The 12,640-nt window shown below is 68.8% G+C and carries 16 protein-coding genes; 9 read left to right on the forward strand and 7 right to left on the reverse strand.

What is annotated here, in order from left to right:
• Positions 1-253: 253 nt before the first annotated feature.
• Positions 254-1,282 carry an alcohol dehydrogenase catalytic domain-containing protein gene (locus tag ACZ7NC_RS22220; protein WP_471490607.1) on the reverse strand — a complete coding sequence of 343 codons (1,029 nt, stop codon included), beginning with the start codon at positions 1,280-1,282 and terminating at the stop codon, positions 254-256.
• Between the two features lie 229 nt (positions 1,283-1,511).
• On the opposite strand from ACZ7NC_RS22220, the gene ACZ7NC_RS22225 reads away from it, so the two are divergent.
• From ACZ7NC_RS22225 to ACZ7NC_RS22235, 3 genes are all read left to right on the forward strand, one after another.
• Positions 1,512-1,661, forward strand: coding sequence for a hypothetical protein (locus tag ACZ7NC_RS22225; protein ID WP_471490609.1), 150 nt, complete (start codon positions 1,512-1,514; stop codon positions 1,659-1,661).
• The gene (locus ACZ7NC_RS22230) at positions 1,658-1,816 is read left to right on the forward strand and encodes a hypothetical protein (RefSeq protein ID WP_471490610.1); all 159 of its coding nucleotides are present in this window, start codon (positions 1,658-1,660) and stop codon (positions 1,814-1,816) included. Before ACZ7NC_RS22225 ends, ACZ7NC_RS22230 begins: the two co-directional genes overlap by 4 nt.
• Positions 1,817-1,966: 150 nt before the next feature.
• Positions 1,967-2,095: a hypothetical protein gene (locus tag ACZ7NC_RS22235; RefSeq protein ID WP_471490611.1), complete on the forward strand. Its 129-nt coding sequence runs from the start codon at positions 1,967-1,969 to the stop codon at positions 2,093-2,095.
• Positions 2,096-2,255: 160 nt separating this feature from the next.
• On the opposite strand, the gene ACZ7NC_RS22240 is transcribed toward ACZ7NC_RS22235, so the two are convergent.
• Entirely contained in the window at positions 2,256-2,732 is a 477-nt protein-coding gene (locus ACZ7NC_RS22240; RefSeq protein WP_471490612.1) for a cupin domain-containing protein, read from the reverse strand.
• 255 nt (positions 2,733-2,987) lie between these two features.
• Between ACZ7NC_RS22240 and ACZ7NC_RS22245 the strand changes: the two genes are divergently transcribed.
• Positions 2,988-3,287: a hypothetical protein gene (locus ACZ7NC_RS22245; RefSeq protein ID WP_471490613.1), complete on the forward strand. Its 300-nt coding sequence runs from the start codon at positions 2,988-2,990 to the stop codon at positions 3,285-3,287.
• A 33-nt stretch (positions 3,288-3,320) separates the two neighbouring features.
• On the opposite strand, the gene ACZ7NC_RS22250 is transcribed toward ACZ7NC_RS22245, so the two are convergent.
• The 4 genes from ACZ7NC_RS22250 to ACZ7NC_RS22265 form a co-directional block, all read right to left on the reverse strand.
• On the reverse strand, positions 3,321-3,512 hold the full coding sequence (locus tag ACZ7NC_RS22250) for a hypothetical protein (protein ID WP_471490614.1): 192 nt from the start codon (positions 3,510-3,512) through the stop codon (positions 3,321-3,323).
• A 230-nt stretch (positions 3,513-3,742) separates the two neighbouring features.
• Positions 3,743-4,444, reverse strand: coding sequence for a bleomycin resistance protein (locus tag ACZ7NC_RS22255; protein ID WP_471490616.1), 702 nt, complete (start codon positions 4,442-4,444; stop codon positions 3,743-3,745).
• 229 nt (positions 4,445-4,673) lie between these two features.
• Entirely contained in the window at positions 4,674-6,251 is a 1,578-nt protein-coding gene (locus ACZ7NC_RS22260; RefSeq protein WP_471490617.1) for a bifunctional aminoglycoside phosphotransferase/ATP-binding protein, read from the reverse strand.
• Positions 6,244-7,113 (reverse strand): universal stress protein, encoded by an 870-nt coding sequence (locus ACZ7NC_RS22265; RefSeq protein ID WP_471490618.1) that lies wholly within the window; start codon positions 7,111-7,113, stop codon positions 6,244-6,246. Before ACZ7NC_RS22265 ends, ACZ7NC_RS22260 begins: the two co-directional genes overlap by 8 nt.
• Before the next feature lie 185 nt (positions 7,114-7,298).
• On the opposite strand from ACZ7NC_RS22265, the gene ACZ7NC_RS22270 reads away from it, so the two are divergent.
• From ACZ7NC_RS22270 to ACZ7NC_RS22285, 4 genes are all read left to right on the forward strand, one after another.
• Complete coding sequence (locus ACZ7NC_RS22270; protein ID WP_471490620.1) at positions 7,299-8,120, forward strand: universal stress protein; 822 nt, start codon at positions 7,299-7,301, stop codon at positions 8,118-8,120.
• 157 nt (positions 8,121-8,277) lie between these two features.
• Complete coding sequence (locus ACZ7NC_RS22275) at positions 8,278-8,883, forward strand: Rv1733c family protein (RefSeq protein ID WP_471490621.1); 606 nt, start codon at positions 8,278-8,280, stop codon at positions 8,881-8,883.
• A 28-nt stretch (positions 8,884-8,911) separates the two neighbouring features.
• Positions 8,912-10,303: a nicotinate phosphoribosyltransferase gene (locus tag ACZ7NC_RS22280; protein WP_471490622.1), complete on the forward strand. Its 1,392-nt coding sequence runs from the start codon at positions 8,912-8,914 to the stop codon at positions 10,301-10,303.
• A gap of 11 nt (positions 10,304-10,314) precedes the next feature.
• Positions 10,315-10,602, forward strand: coding sequence for a DUF1876 domain-containing protein (locus ACZ7NC_RS22285; RefSeq protein WP_471490699.1), 288 nt, complete (start codon positions 10,315-10,317; stop codon positions 10,600-10,602).
• A 315-nt stretch (positions 10,603-10,917) separates the two neighbouring features.
• Here ACZ7NC_RS22285 and ACZ7NC_RS22290 read toward each other — a convergent pair whose 3' ends face one another.
• On the reverse strand, positions 10,918-11,592 hold the full coding sequence (locus ACZ7NC_RS22290) for a CBS domain-containing protein (protein WP_471490623.1): 675 nt from the start codon (positions 11,590-11,592) through the stop codon (positions 10,918-10,920).
• Between the two features lie 138 nt (positions 11,593-11,730).
• On the opposite strand from ACZ7NC_RS22290, the gene ACZ7NC_RS22295 reads away from it, so the two are divergent.
• Positions 11,731-12,612 (forward strand): pyridoxamine 5'-phosphate oxidase family protein, encoded by an 882-nt coding sequence (locus ACZ7NC_RS22295; protein ID WP_471490625.1) that lies wholly within the window; start codon positions 11,731-11,733, stop codon positions 12,610-12,612.
• The last annotated feature ends 28 nt before the right edge of the window (positions 12,613-12,640 follow it).

A 12,640-nucleotide genomic window follows, 5' to 3' on the forward strand; every position in this document is an offset into this window, starting at 1 on the left:
GGCGGCTGCACTTCGGCCACAGGAGACCACCCGACGGGGACGGCTTGCGGCGTACAGCCGACGTGTCTGGCGCCGAGGGCCGCCCGCTTCTTGCGGGCCCGAATTGCACGGTGCGCGGTATCGCTCCGTTTCGCCGTGTCTCCTTGTGGCCCTCGGCTCACTTCCATGGCACCGCCCTCGGCCGACGAGGGGTAGGGCCGAACGGGCCGGGACAAGGGACTGGACGGCCTTGTCCGGACTCTGCGACCGGCCTTCACTCACGATGCAGCACGACTTTGAGGGCGCCCGTGGTGGTGCTCTGCACGGCCGCTTCGTAGGCGTCCTCCATCCGATCGAGGCCGAAGGTGTGGGTGACCAGCCCGGAGACGGGCAGGTGCCCGAATCGCACCAGCTCCAGCAGCCACGGCGTTGAGGACGTGTCCACCTGGCCGGTGCTGATCGTCACGTTCTTGCGCCACAGGGACTCGAGGTGCAGCGTGACCGGTTTGCCGTGGGTGCCGATGTTGGCGATGTGCCCTCCGGCGCGGACGGCACGGGTGCACAGGACGAATCCGTCCGGTTCCCCAGATGCCTCGATGACCACGTCGGCGCCCGGACCCTCGGACAGATCAGCGATCATCGTTCCCGGTGGTTCGGCGGCATCGGCACCCACCCGAGCCGCGGCTTGCAGCCGGGCGGGGGACAGGTCCGCCACGATGATCCGACGGGGCGAGTAGAGCCGTGCGAGGATCACCACGGCGAGACCGACGGGACCCGCGCCCACCACGACGACGGTGTCTCCAGGGCTCACGTGTCCGTTCCGCACTCCGACCTCATAAGCGGTGGGGAGGAGCTCGGAGAGCAGGACCGCGTCATCGAGCGGGAGCGCGTAAGGCCGCTGGGTGGTGGAGCAGTCGGCGAAGGGCACCCGCACGAACTCGGCCTGGGTCCCGTTGATCTGGTTGCCGAGGATCCACCCGCCGCCCCCACTGCACTGTCCGAGCTTGGTGTCACGGCAGGCCGGACAGTGGCCGCAGGCCGATACCGACGACACGATCACCTGACTCCCGGGGGTCAGGTCGTGGACGTCGCGGCCCACCTCCACGACCTCGCCCACTGCCTCGTGACCGAGGACCGTCCCCGGCTTCACCTCGGGCAGGTCTCCGCGCAGGATGTGCAGATCGGTGCCGCAGATGGTGGTGGCGTCGACGCGCACGACCGCATCCGTCGGTTCCTCGATCGCCGGATCCGTGACCGTGTCCCAGGAGATCTGTCCGGGGCCGTGGTGGACGAGGGCTCGCATGGTCACCCACTCCCTGGCTACTCGGCCGGCTCTCTCCACCGTCGCTCCGGAAGGGCACCCGGGCAACCGGGGCCGTCTGGCCCTTGGACTCCTCAGGACCATTGACTTCATGGCCTGGTGTTCATGAGCCCGGTGTTCACGGCTGGACGTGTGAAGATGCCGCTGCGCCGATCAATGCCAGCCAGCTGCTCAGCCCAGCAGGGTCGGCGGTCCCGCACCGGAAGCCGACATGCCCGTCCGGACGGACGGCCACGAGACCGCGGCCGGGGCTGTTCGCCAGCCGGATGACTTCGATCGAGCGGACCGCGTACCCGGATCCTGGGCGGAGGAGGCCACGGACTCCAACGAGCACCAGCTCGCGCTGCTGCTGGCCCCTTGAAGTCGTACGACATGCTGCCCAACCCCGACCACTCGATCACCTCGATCGCCAAGCTCCTCGGGGTGAGCCCCGGCACGCTCTACAACCACATCCCGGACCTGCAGGAGCTGAGGGCCAGCCGCATTCCGGCCCAGCTCGAAGCGGGCAGCCGGTGATCCCCGGCGAGGCACCGGCTCAAGGCCCTGTTCTCGGATAGCTACGGCGAACGGACATGTAGCGCTGTGTGACTCCCGTGGCCTCGTTTCCCCTGGCTGGGCGCCTCGTTGAGCTGAACGAGTGATCTCGGTCGGGGCGGAGGAGTACGGGTGCAGCAGAAGTGGGAGCCGGAGGACCTGATCGAGGTCTGGACGCTGCTCAAAGATGACATGAAGAGGGTGCGGAACAAGTCCTGGGCGACCCGGCTCGGTTTCGCTGGGGCCCGATTCCAGCCATGAAGCGGAGGCTAGGCAGGGCCCTCGGCAGGAAAGCCGCCGGGGCCCGGGCTTGGCCGAGGATTTCGACGGCGTGGCTCAGGACGGACAGGCTGCTGGAGAAGGGAGGATCGTGATCCTCTCAACTCGCCTCGGGGCAGGAACTGCTGTAAGCCCTCGCTGGTCAAGCGTGCTCGTCCGATGGCTGCTGGGCAGGCTGGACCGACCAGCTTGGTGGCTCGTCGTTGACTGAGTCCTCGTCGCGCTCCGCGTCGGCGGCTGTCGCATGGATCTTGCCCGATGCGTGGTGGACCGGCGCGTATACGGCGTAGAGCTGCAGGGTCTCGTCACCGATGTTGGTGACGTTGTGCCACGTGCCGGCGGGCACGAAGATCGCCCAGCCATCCTTGACCTCCCGGTCGAAGTCGAGCCGATCCTTCGTGCGGCCCATCTGGACGCGGCCCCGGCCCGCGTCGAGTCGTAGGAATTGGTCAGTCTCCGGGTGGGCCTCCAAGCCGATGTCCTCACCCACCGGGATCGACATGAGGGTCAACTGGAGGTACTTCCCGGACCAGGCGACCGCGCGATAGTTCGTGTTCTCGAGCGTCGCCTTCTCGAGGTCGAAGCTTTGAGGTTCCGGCCCGATGTCCTTTATGGTCATATTTCTCTCCCGGTCAACAAGGCGGTACGCGTTCGCAGTCTTGCGCCAGCCCACGTCAGAATTCTCAGGCCCTGGGCTCTTCTGGCCACAAGCACGTGAGCCGCTACCGCACAAGCGGCCGCGACCCGTTGCCACATTCCTCCGTGCGTCCGGTCGTGTAGTCGACCGGGTCCGTGCAGTCGATGACAGTCTCGACAGCCAAGCGCCGAAGCGACACCTCCATGATCGATTTCGACTATAGGAGGAAGTAAGTCCGTGGCGCGCGGGCTGTCAGGCCATTCGGTTCAGTACGACGTGCCCGGCATACATCCGCACACCGGGCACGTCGTTCTGCTCAGTGAGGTGTCCAGCAAGGAGGCACGAGGCAGGACAGCACGTAGCGCCACATGTCCGTTCGCCGTAGCTATACGAGAACAGGGCCTCAAGGGCGGGGCCCTCCTGCTCGGCGCCGACGAGCCCGGCCTGCCTGGGCCCTTCGGAGCCTGGACCGATCAGGACGGCCAGGAAGACGAGCAGGACCCAACCGAGGACGCCTTCGTCGAACCGCACTGCTGATTCGCCAAGATCATCCCACTGCCCCTTTTGGGCTCACCTTGGCTGGACCCCCGGTACCCGGGCGGAGGTGTCGTCGGCGAAGCAGAGTCGCATCCCCAGCCGTTTCTTCGACAGGTGGACCCGGTGCCGCGCGAGCAGCGCGAAGCTGGGGACAATGCATGCGGCCACGGCCCGCCATGCATCGCCAGAGGCGAGCGGTGTCTGTTCACTCGTGGTGGCGCCCATGGTGGCCTCCTCCCGAAGGGCCGTAACAGGCGTACGGCGCCCAATTCTGCTGCCTAGGCCAGGCCGGTCGGCTTCCGCCGTACTCCCACCGTGCGGGAATGCGCCACGTCGCGCGAACTCGGGAGGCTTCCCCGCTCTTCCAGGGCCCGTATCAGGTCGTGATCAATCTGACTGCCCCCGCCACTGCCGCTACGCAGGTGGAGGCGGCCGGCGAGGAAGATCGCTCCTGGTTAGCTACGTAGCTCTTTGAGACGCTCGAGGTCGTCGCGCATGGACTCGCGCTCCTGCGCGGTCAGGTGGACAGCGGCAGCCTTGGCATGCGTGGACGCCGCGGTCTCCTCGTCACCGAGGCGCCCAGCGACATCCGCACGCAACACGAGAAGGCGAAGCAACTGCACGGACGTGGGTCGCTCGTCCTCAATGCGCAACACCCGGTCGATGACCTTCGCTGCGCCCGCCGGGTCGTCCCTCAAGTCCGCGAGGAGGGCGGCGTGATGCAGAGCGCGGAGAAAAGTCTCCTTGGGCGCAGGCCGGTGGTGGTGGTCCTGGCTTGTCTGCTGCCCGATCCGTAGGCAGTTGCCACCCGGATCGGTCACAAGGAACTGCCGCACACCGTGTGACGTGTCCTTCAGCGCCCCTATGCGCGGCAGCCCGCGGGTCGGGACTCTGCCGTACGCCGCCTTGAGTCTGGTCCGGAAGGCCTCGTGCAGCCCATCGACGTCATCGGTTTCGATGTAGCACGTGCTGTAGGACTCGTCCGGTTCATACCCCTTCATCCCGAAGAAGTGAAGATGGATGCCGCCGCGTGTCACGACTGCGTACGGATTGGGGTTCTTCTGCTGGAAGGTCACCTCGAACCCGAGGACGCCGTAGAAGTCGAGAACAGGCTGGATGGTGCGGCACGGCAGGATCGGAACGGTCTTTTCACCCATGCGAACAATCTAATCAAATTTGAATAGTGGGGGGAGGTTCATCCGAGAACCACTTTCGCAACAACCCGCCTAGGGCGCGCCTGGAGTTGCGGGCAAGGGCAGTTCTCGTGAGGCCCTTGTTCCAGATTCCCCGTCGGTCGGTTGCACTCGCGTCTCGCAAGAAGATCTACCGGTCCAGGCCCCGCCACGAGGGAGAATCCCGCAGATTGATCACGACCCGATACGCGCCCTAGTCCGGCTCCATGTAGGGCCGGCGGAAGACCGGGGCCTGGCTGGTGGTCCACGGGCGTACGGTTGCCAGTGCCTGGGCGACTGCGGACTCCAACGGGCCACTGGTGTCGACCGCGACAGCCTCGGGCCACGGCGGTTCCGCGGCCGCCATGGCGGAGGCGATGTCGAGGTCGGCGTCGGATGTTCCGGGGGCACGCGCGCTCAGGCGGGCCGCTGACACCTCGCCCGGTACGTGGCAGTGCAGGGCTACGAGTTCGGCACTGGTGCGTTCAGCCACGCGCAGAGCCGCCTCACGCTGTGTCGCGTCGGACCAGGTGGCGTCCAGGACGACGGATTCGCCGGAGGACAGCAGGGTGGAGGCGCGGTCGAGGAGGGTGGCGTAGGTTCTGGACGTCCACTCGGGTGTGTACAAGCCCTCGCCGTAGCCGGCCGCCGCCGACTGCTCGGCGGGGATGCCCGCCGTTTCCTTGCGGAGGCGGTCGCTGCTGAGCAGCGTGACCCCCAGCCGGTCTGCCAGAGCTCCGGAAAGGGTGGACTTCCCACTGCCTGGCAGCCCGCCGACCAGGATCAGGCCGACGGCGGAGGTGCGCAGGTGACGCAGCGCCGTCGAGACCAGGCGCCGCGCCACTGCCTCAGCGCCGGGCGCGCCTTGGCGTGCCTGGATCAGGGAGACCTTGGCGCGGACGAAGGCACGGTAGGCGACGTAGTGGTGCCACAGGGAGGGGGGTGCGGGGTCGCCGGAGTACTCGCTGTACTGGGCGAGAAAGTAGGCCGCGGCTTCCGGGGCGCCGAGCTGTTCCAGGTCCATGGCGAGGAAGGCCGCGTCGTCGAGGCCGTCGACATAGCGGAGGTGGTCGTCGAACTCAAGGCAGTCCAGGACGCGGGGACCGTCGTCGAGGCAGAAGATGTCCTCGGCGAGCAGGTCACCGTGGCCGTCGACCACCCGCCCATGTTCGATACGGGAGTCGAACAACTGCTTGCGGCCGTCGAGATAGCGGCGCACCAGCCGTTCGACCTCCGCCACCCCGTCGGGCACGAAAGCGTCGTCGGTCAGCGTTCGGACCTGCGCGAAGCTGGATTCCCAGCGCGATGACAGAGCGTCCCGCGTGCCCTGTTCGTTCACCTCCCGGCTCCGGGGCGCATCCGCGTGCCATGCGGCGAGGTGTCGGGCGACGGCCCGCAGGACGTCGTCGACGGCTGCCCCTTCTCGTACCAGGCGGGAAAGGCGGCGGTCCGCCGGCATGCGGCGCATCACTACAAGTGGTTCGGCTTCTTCCGAGTCGGGGCTGTGGATCTCGCCCAGGCCCAGGTAGACGTCGGGGGCGAAGCGCCGATTGAGGTCGACTTCGCGTTCGCACGCGGCCCGGCGAGCCGTCACCGTCGTATAGTCCAGGAATCCCAGGTCCACCGGTTTCTTGAGCTTGTAGACGCGGTCGCCGGCGAAGAACACAATCGCCGTGTGGGTCTCGCGTACCTCCGCGCGTGGCAGCGGCGCGCCGTCGTGGTCGGCACTGGACCGGAGGACGGACGAGTCGGCCCACCCCACCGATTTCCTGCGCAGCCCAGGCTCAGCCATGAGGAACGACGACGACGGGGCAGCGACCGTGGTGAATGGCGGCCTGGGCGACGGGACCCAAGTGAGGTGCGAGGCCGCGACGGTGCTCCCGTCGGCCGACGACCAGCAGCGCGGCACCTTCGGCCGCCTGTACGACGGCCTTGGCGGGGCTTGCGAGACGGATGCTGTCGGCCACCTCCACATGCGGGTACTTCTCGCGCCAGGGGCGGAGCGCCGTGCTCAGCTGCGCCTGCGCGTCCCGCGTCATCTCTTCGGTGGCGTCGTGGTCCACACCCCAGGGCACACGCGCGTGGAGCGGCACGCTTCGGCCGTGGACGGCCAGGAGAGGGATGTCCCTGGCCGCAGCGGCGTGGAAGGCGAAGTCGAGCAGGTCCTCGGAGGACCCGGGCAGTTTGAGGGCCACGACCACGCGGCTCGCGGATGCCGGAACCGGTCCCTCCTCCGGGGTCTCGGTGCGGACCAGGACCACCGGCCGCTCGGCCCGTGCCACGACGGGCAGGCTGACGTCGCCCAGGAAGTAGCTCTCGACGGGCTCCAGCCCCCGTGAGCCGAGCACGATCATCTCCGACTCCGACGCCGCTTGGAGCAGGGCGTTCTGCGCGTCGTCGGCGACCAGGCTCTCGACGACGGACAGGCTGGGGTGGCGTGCCTGGAGCTCCGCCCGCGCGGTGTGGACGAGACGCTTCGCCCAGTAGTTCTGATCGACTTCGGAGGGGACGCTGGTCGGTTCCTGCGCCAGCAGCGGCCAGGCGTGCAGCAGGCGCAGGGTGAGCCCCCGCTTCTCGGCCTCGTCGGCGGCCCAACGGGCAGCGGCAAGACTCTCGGGTGAGCCGTCGAGGCCCACGGTGAGGACGGGTTGCATGGCGGCTGCCTCCGTCTCGTAGGAAGCTGGAAATGACGGTTGATGAGTCTGCTTGCCGGATTGGTCGGGTGTTGCCGACATGCCGAGCGTGGGGCGTTCCCTCATTCGAGGAGTACCCCATTCCCCTCTTCGGCGCATGTGGACCTATGGGTGCGCGGCGTCCGGCACGAGAGGAGACAGGGGCGGTGACGATTCCCCTGGTGGTCGGCGTCGACGGGTCCGAGGCGAGCCTGGAGGCGGTGGACTGGGCCGCCGACGAGGCAGTCCGGCACGCGGTGCCCCTGCACCTTCTGCATGCGGCGGTGCGGGATCACGAGGTGTCCGACGTGATCGGTCATGCCTTGGAACGTGCCACGGAGAGGGTTCCCGCGGTGCGGCTGTCGAGCGAGGTGCTGCACGAGGACGCGGCGTCCGCGCTGGTCGACAAGGGGCGCAACGCCTTCGCTCTGGTGCTCGGATCTAGAGGGCTCGGAGACCTTGCCGGGATGCTCCTGGGCTCGGTCAGTCTGGCCGTGGCGGCACGAGCGGACTGCCCGGTGGTCGTGGTGCGTGGCACGGCGGAGCACCGGGGTGCCCGGTTCGGGAGTGTCGCCGTCGGTGTCGAGGAGGGGGAGGGCAGCGGCACGGCCGTGCAGTTCGCGTTCCGCGAGGCCCATGTCCGGCAATGTCAGCTGGTCGCGGTGCACGCTTGGGGCGCACAGTACGGTGCTCTCACCTCACCTCAAGCGCCCTCGTGGTACGCCCTGGAGGCCCATCACCGCCCGCCGACGCAGGTACTCGACGACGCCCTGCGCGACTCGGCGGAGCGTTACCGCGACACCTCGGTGAGCCGGCGGGTGGTCGAGGGATCGGCACGCCGGGCACTGTTGGAGGCCGCGTCGGAGGCGGACCTGCTGGTCGTCGGCGCCCGTAGACGACAGGGGCACCTGGGCCTGCAACTGGGCCTGACCAATCACGCGGTACTGCATCACGCGCCGTGTCCCATCGCGATCGTTCCCCAGATGTGACCGCGGACAACGGGAGACGGACCACTTCGACGGCCGGCGCCCGCTGGGCCGGAAGTCGGCCCCGCAGGGACTTTCGGCCCTGTGACCGGAGGCCGCTGCCGTCGGATGGTGGGACGAAGCGGGGGGAACGGACCAGCAAGTTGCTGGAGGCCGACTCATGAGCGCAGAAGACACGCCGTACGCGTCCGGCCCGCACCCGTCGCGCCAGGAGCACACGTCAAAGGAGGCGAACCCTCTGCGACGTACATCCGACAGGTTCGAGTCCTGGTTCCGTGGCTTCCTGATGCTGCTCCTCGTCCTTGGCCTGCCGGTGGCCGCGCTCAGCGCGGGGCTGACGGCGTACGAGTCGTCGATGCGCACCGTGCGAGCGCAGTCGGCAGAGCGGCAGGAGGTCACCGCCCGGCTGACGTCGGAGGGCAAGGACGTCACCGCAAGCGGGAAGCAACAGGTGCGGGTCCGCTGGACCGACGACAACGGCACGGTACGGATGGCGACCACCCTCGTGAAGTCGGGAACGCCCAAGGGCGCCGCCGTGCCGGTGTGGGTGGACAGGGACGGAACCATCACTGGTCCGCCGAACAGCGAGCTCAACGCGAGGACCACTGGCTGGTTCGTGGGTGGTTTGGCGGGGCTCGGCGTGGCCTGCGGGTTCTTCGCGGTGAAGGCAGGCATGCACCACGTCCTGGACCGGAGAAGGTACGCGCAGTGGGACGCGGAGTGGGATCTGGTGGAGCCCCTGTGGTCCGCGCGCTTCCGCCGGTGACGGGACGTGAACCGAGGAGGCGACGTCGATGTCCGATGCGACGACCACCGATCTGTACGAAGTGACGATGGCCATGTCCTATCTGCGGGAGGGGACGACCGGCCCGGCGACGTTCAGCCTTTTCGTCCGCGACCTTCCTCCTGAGCGCGGCTTCCTGGTCGCCGCGGGACTTGAGTCGGCCCTGGACTACCTGTCCGGCTTCCGCGTCGGCCCTGAGGACGTCGACGCCTTCGCTTCCGCGCTGCACCGGCAGCGGGGTGATCTGGAGCCCCTGCTCGGGCTCGAGTTCACCGGCCTTGTGCGGGCGGTGCCGGAGGGGCGGATCGTGCTCGCGGGAGAGCCCCTGCTGGAGGTGACCGCGCCGCTTCCGCAGGCGCAGCTGGCCGAGACGTATGTGCTCAACCAGCTCAGCCATCAGACGGCCATCGCCTCGAAGGCCGCGCGGTGCGTGCTCGCGGCGGCGGGGCATCCGGTCGTGGACTTCTCCCTGCGGCGGACCCACGGGACGCAGTCCGGGTTCCAGGCCGCCCGTCTCGGTGCGATGGTCGGGTTCGCCGGCACCAGCAACGTGGCCGCGGCAACGGCTGTCGGTGTACCTGCCGTGGGCACGATGGCCCACTCCTTCGTGGAGGCGTTCCCCTCGGAGGAAGAGGCGTTCCGTGCTTTCGCACGGTCCCACCCCGGCTCGTTGACCTTCCTGGTGGACACCTACGACACCGTGGAGGGCGTCCGTGTCGCGGCGCGGGTCCTGAAGGACCTCGACCGCGGACCCGGCTCCGCCATACGTCTGGACAGTGGCGACCTCGGGGCTCTGGCGGCCCGGGCCCGCTCCGTCCTCGAGGACGAGGATCTGCCGGACGTACGGATCATCGCGAGCGGCGGTCTCGACGAGTACGCCGTGGACGACCTGGTCCGCTCCGGAGCCCCGATCGACATGTACGCCGTCGGCACCCGCGTCGGGGTCTCGGCCGACGCACCCTATCTGGACTCCGCGTACAAGCTGGTGGAGTATGACGGACGCCCGGTGATGAAGCTTTCGGCGGCGAAAGTGACCGCACCGGGCTCCAAGCAGGTGTTCCGCCGTGCCGGCTGCGCCGACGTGATCGGTCTCGCCGATGAGCAACCACCCGACGACGGCAGCCCATTGCTGGAGACGGTGATGCGGAACGGGCAGCGCACCGGCGCCAGGCCCACGCTCGACGTGTGCCGGGAGAGATTCGCCGCGGACCTGGGCGGGCTGCCCTCGGCGGCCCGCCGGATCCGAGCGCCGGTCGCGCCTCGGGCGACGGCCTCCGAGCACTTGAGCGCACTCGCCGTCCGAGTCCGGCGGCGTATCGAGGAGCAGATGCAGGCCGTCTCCGCACGGCGCTCGGTCTCAGAACGAACCGCATCCGGATCACATCGGTCCGTACCGAAGTGAAGAGCAAAGTGATGCCGCATACGGGCGAATGGAAGGTTCGCCTCCACCTCTTCGAAGACGACGAGGGAACGACGAATGCGCGCGTGGTACTGGACACCGGCACCACGGCGCTCACCGGCCACGGGGCCGCGCACTGTCATCCGGCGGACACGAACGTGCCGGAGATCGGTGACGAACTGGCGGCGGGCCGCGCTATGCACGACCTCGCCCAGCAGTTGCTGAACGCTGCCGAGCGCGACATCGAGGGGGTGGGCGCAAACCGACCGAGCTCTCGCCAGGTCGCTGGATGGCCCCTGTGACCGACGACGGCGCGGCCGACCCGCACGACCTCCGGTATCCGATGCCGGATCGGGAGTCCGGCAAGAAGCAAGGAGGAGCACCCATGTCACATCCCGCACGACACAGCAGAGGCGGGAGGACGAGGGAGCGCTCGACATCCACGGTGAGATCCGGAAGAAGGAGCACACTGGGGTGGTCCGCAGAAACACCCGCCGCCTCGGCCAGTTCGACTACCGCACGACTCTGCCGCCGAACTCCGACACCGAGCACATCAGCACGACCGGCCACCGGGATCCGTTCCGCAGGCCCTCGCGCGGCCACGGTCGTGCGAGGGCTCAACTGTCGGTGGAGGGCCGCCGGGCGTCGTCGGTCCGGTACGCGATGTGCTCGGCGACCGAGACCACGCCGTCGACACTCCGGCACAGCCGCTCGATGACGGGGATCAGGCTCCTGACCTCTACGGAGCCACCGAGGTCGACCCGCCCGTCGCGCACCTCGACGGTCACTTCTGAGGGAGCAAGCCCCATGGTGCGCCACAGCACGTCCTCGGTGATCTCGTCGCGGATGGCGTCGTCCCGACGCAGGAAGATCCGCAGCAGGTCACCGCGGCTGACGATGCCCAGGAGGCGGTCCGCCTCGTCCACCACGGGCAGCCGCTTGACGTGGTGGGCCTCCATCAGTCGGGCGGCTTCGACCACGCTCCACTCCGGGCGCGCGCACACCGCGGGAGCCGACATCAGTTCCTCGGCGCGGGAACCCTCGGCCTTGGCGCGTTCCCATGCCTCCAGGTGCGGAACCGGGACACGACCGGACGGGTCGGCCCGGTCGGCGCTCTTGCGCAGCAGGTCGGCTTCGGACACCACGCCAATGGGGTGGTCCAGATCGTCCACCACGGGTACGGCGGTGACGTCGTTCTCCGTCAGCAGCCTGACGATCTCCTTGAACGGCATGTCACGCCGCGCTCGGACGACGCCTCGGGTCATGAGCTCCGCGACCGTTCGGTGGTGCATGTCGGCTCTCCTTCCGGGACGTGACAGCCAGTCGCACGGCCCATCCTGCGTGCGGAAAGGGGGTCTGTCGGCCCATGCGGCGGTGTGTCGTACGTGGCAGGTTGGATACAGCACCAGTCTGAGGAGAGGGCGGCGATCATGCGAGCTCATCTCGGCGACCATCTCGTCATCGAAAGCCCGGCGACCGGCGTCACCAGGCGCGACGGCGAGATCGTCGGACTCCACCATGGGGATGGAACACCCCCCTACGATGTGCGCTGGTCGGACACGGACGAAGTGACGCTCGTGTTCCCCGGGCCCGACGCACACATCCGCCACGTCGAACACGGTGATGTGGGGGCCGCGCCAGCGGCCGCCTCGCCGACCGGGACGCCCAACCCCGGAGACATCGGCCGGCGCGTGGCCGTCGAACGCCAGAGGCAGAGGCTCAGCCGAGGGGAAACAGCCCGTCGCGCCCGCATGTCGCCGGACTATCTCGCGTACCTGGAGGAACAACCCGCCGACCCGACCGTGGCGACTCTCATCAGGCTGGCCGACGCCCTGGGCACTACCGTCGCCGCCCTGCGCGGGGGCGGCATCGATCTGCCCCCCGGTCAGGGCCACGCCCTGCTCCACCCTCAGCTGCGGGACCTCGACCCGGCGGAATGCCGCACCCTGCTCTCCACGCACGGTGTGGGTCGCATCGCGGTGTTGGCGTCAGACGGCCGCCCGGCGGTCGTCCCGGTCAACTACGAAGTCGTGGATGACGCGATCGTCTTCCGGACCGCGCCCGACTCCGTGCCCGCGGCGGCTGTCGGAACGGAGGTCGCCTTCGAGGTCGACCACGTGGATGAGGCGATGAGCCAGGGCTGGAGTGTGCTCGCAGTCGGCCCTGCGAACGTCGTTACGGAGCCCGACGCCGTGCGTGGGCTCGCCCAGCGCGCACACACCGAGCCATGGGCGGGCGGTCCACGCGAGATGTGGGTGTCGATCCGGCCCGCGAGCCTCACGGGCCGGCGCATCACTCCTGCCGACCAGTGAGCGGCCCCGGGACGCGGCCCGCCCTACG

Source organism: Streptomyces sp. NPDC111802, from assembly GCF_055634335.1.

Bases quoted from the DNA above. Each gene is read 5' to 3' on its own strand.
- ACZ7NC_RS22220 (WP_471490607.1), bottom strand. From the start codon at position 1,282: ATGCGAGCCCTCGTCCACCACGGCCCCGGACAGATCTCCTGGGACACG.
- ACZ7NC_RS22275 (WP_471490621.1), top strand. From the start codon at position 8,278: ATGAGCGCAGAAGACACGCCGTACGCGTCCGGCCCGCACCCGTCGCGC.
- ACZ7NC_RS22225 (WP_471490609.1), top strand. From the start codon at position 1,512: ATGCCCGTCCGGACGGACGGCCACGAGACCGCGGCCGGGGCTGTTCGC.
- ACZ7NC_RS22285 (WP_471490699.1), top strand. From the start codon at position 10,315: ATGCCGCATACGGGCGAATGGAAGGTTCGCCTCCACCTCTTCGAAGAC.
- ACZ7NC_RS22255 (WP_471490616.1), bottom strand. From the start codon at position 4,444: ATGGGTGAAAAGACCGTTCCGATCCTGCCGTGCCGCACCATCCAGCCT.
- ACZ7NC_RS22250 (WP_471490614.1), bottom strand. From the start codon at position 3,512: ATGGGCGCCACCACGAGTGAACAGACACCGCTCGCCTCTGGCGATGCA.
- ACZ7NC_RS22260 (WP_471490617.1), bottom strand. From the start codon at position 6,251: ATGGCTGAGCCTGGGCTGCGCAGGAAATCGGTGGGGTGGGCCGACTCG.
- ACZ7NC_RS22240 (WP_471490612.1), bottom strand. From the start codon at position 2,732: ATGACCATAAAGGACATCGGGCCGGAACCTCAAAGCTTCGACCTCGAG.
- ACZ7NC_RS22295 (WP_471490625.1), top strand. From the start codon at position 11,731: ATGCGAGCTCATCTCGGCGACCATCTCGTCATCGAAAGCCCGGCGACC.
- ACZ7NC_RS22280 (WP_471490622.1), top strand. From the start codon at position 8,912: ATGTCCGATGCGACGACCACCGATCTGTACGAAGTGACGATGGCCATG.
- ACZ7NC_RS22290 (WP_471490623.1), bottom strand. From the start codon at position 11,592: ATGCACCACCGAACGGTCGCGGAGCTCATGACCCGAGGCGTCGTCCGA.
- ACZ7NC_RS22265 (WP_471490618.1), bottom strand. From the start codon at position 7,113: ATGCAACCCGTCCTCACCGTGGGCCTCGACGGCTCACCCGAGAGTCTT.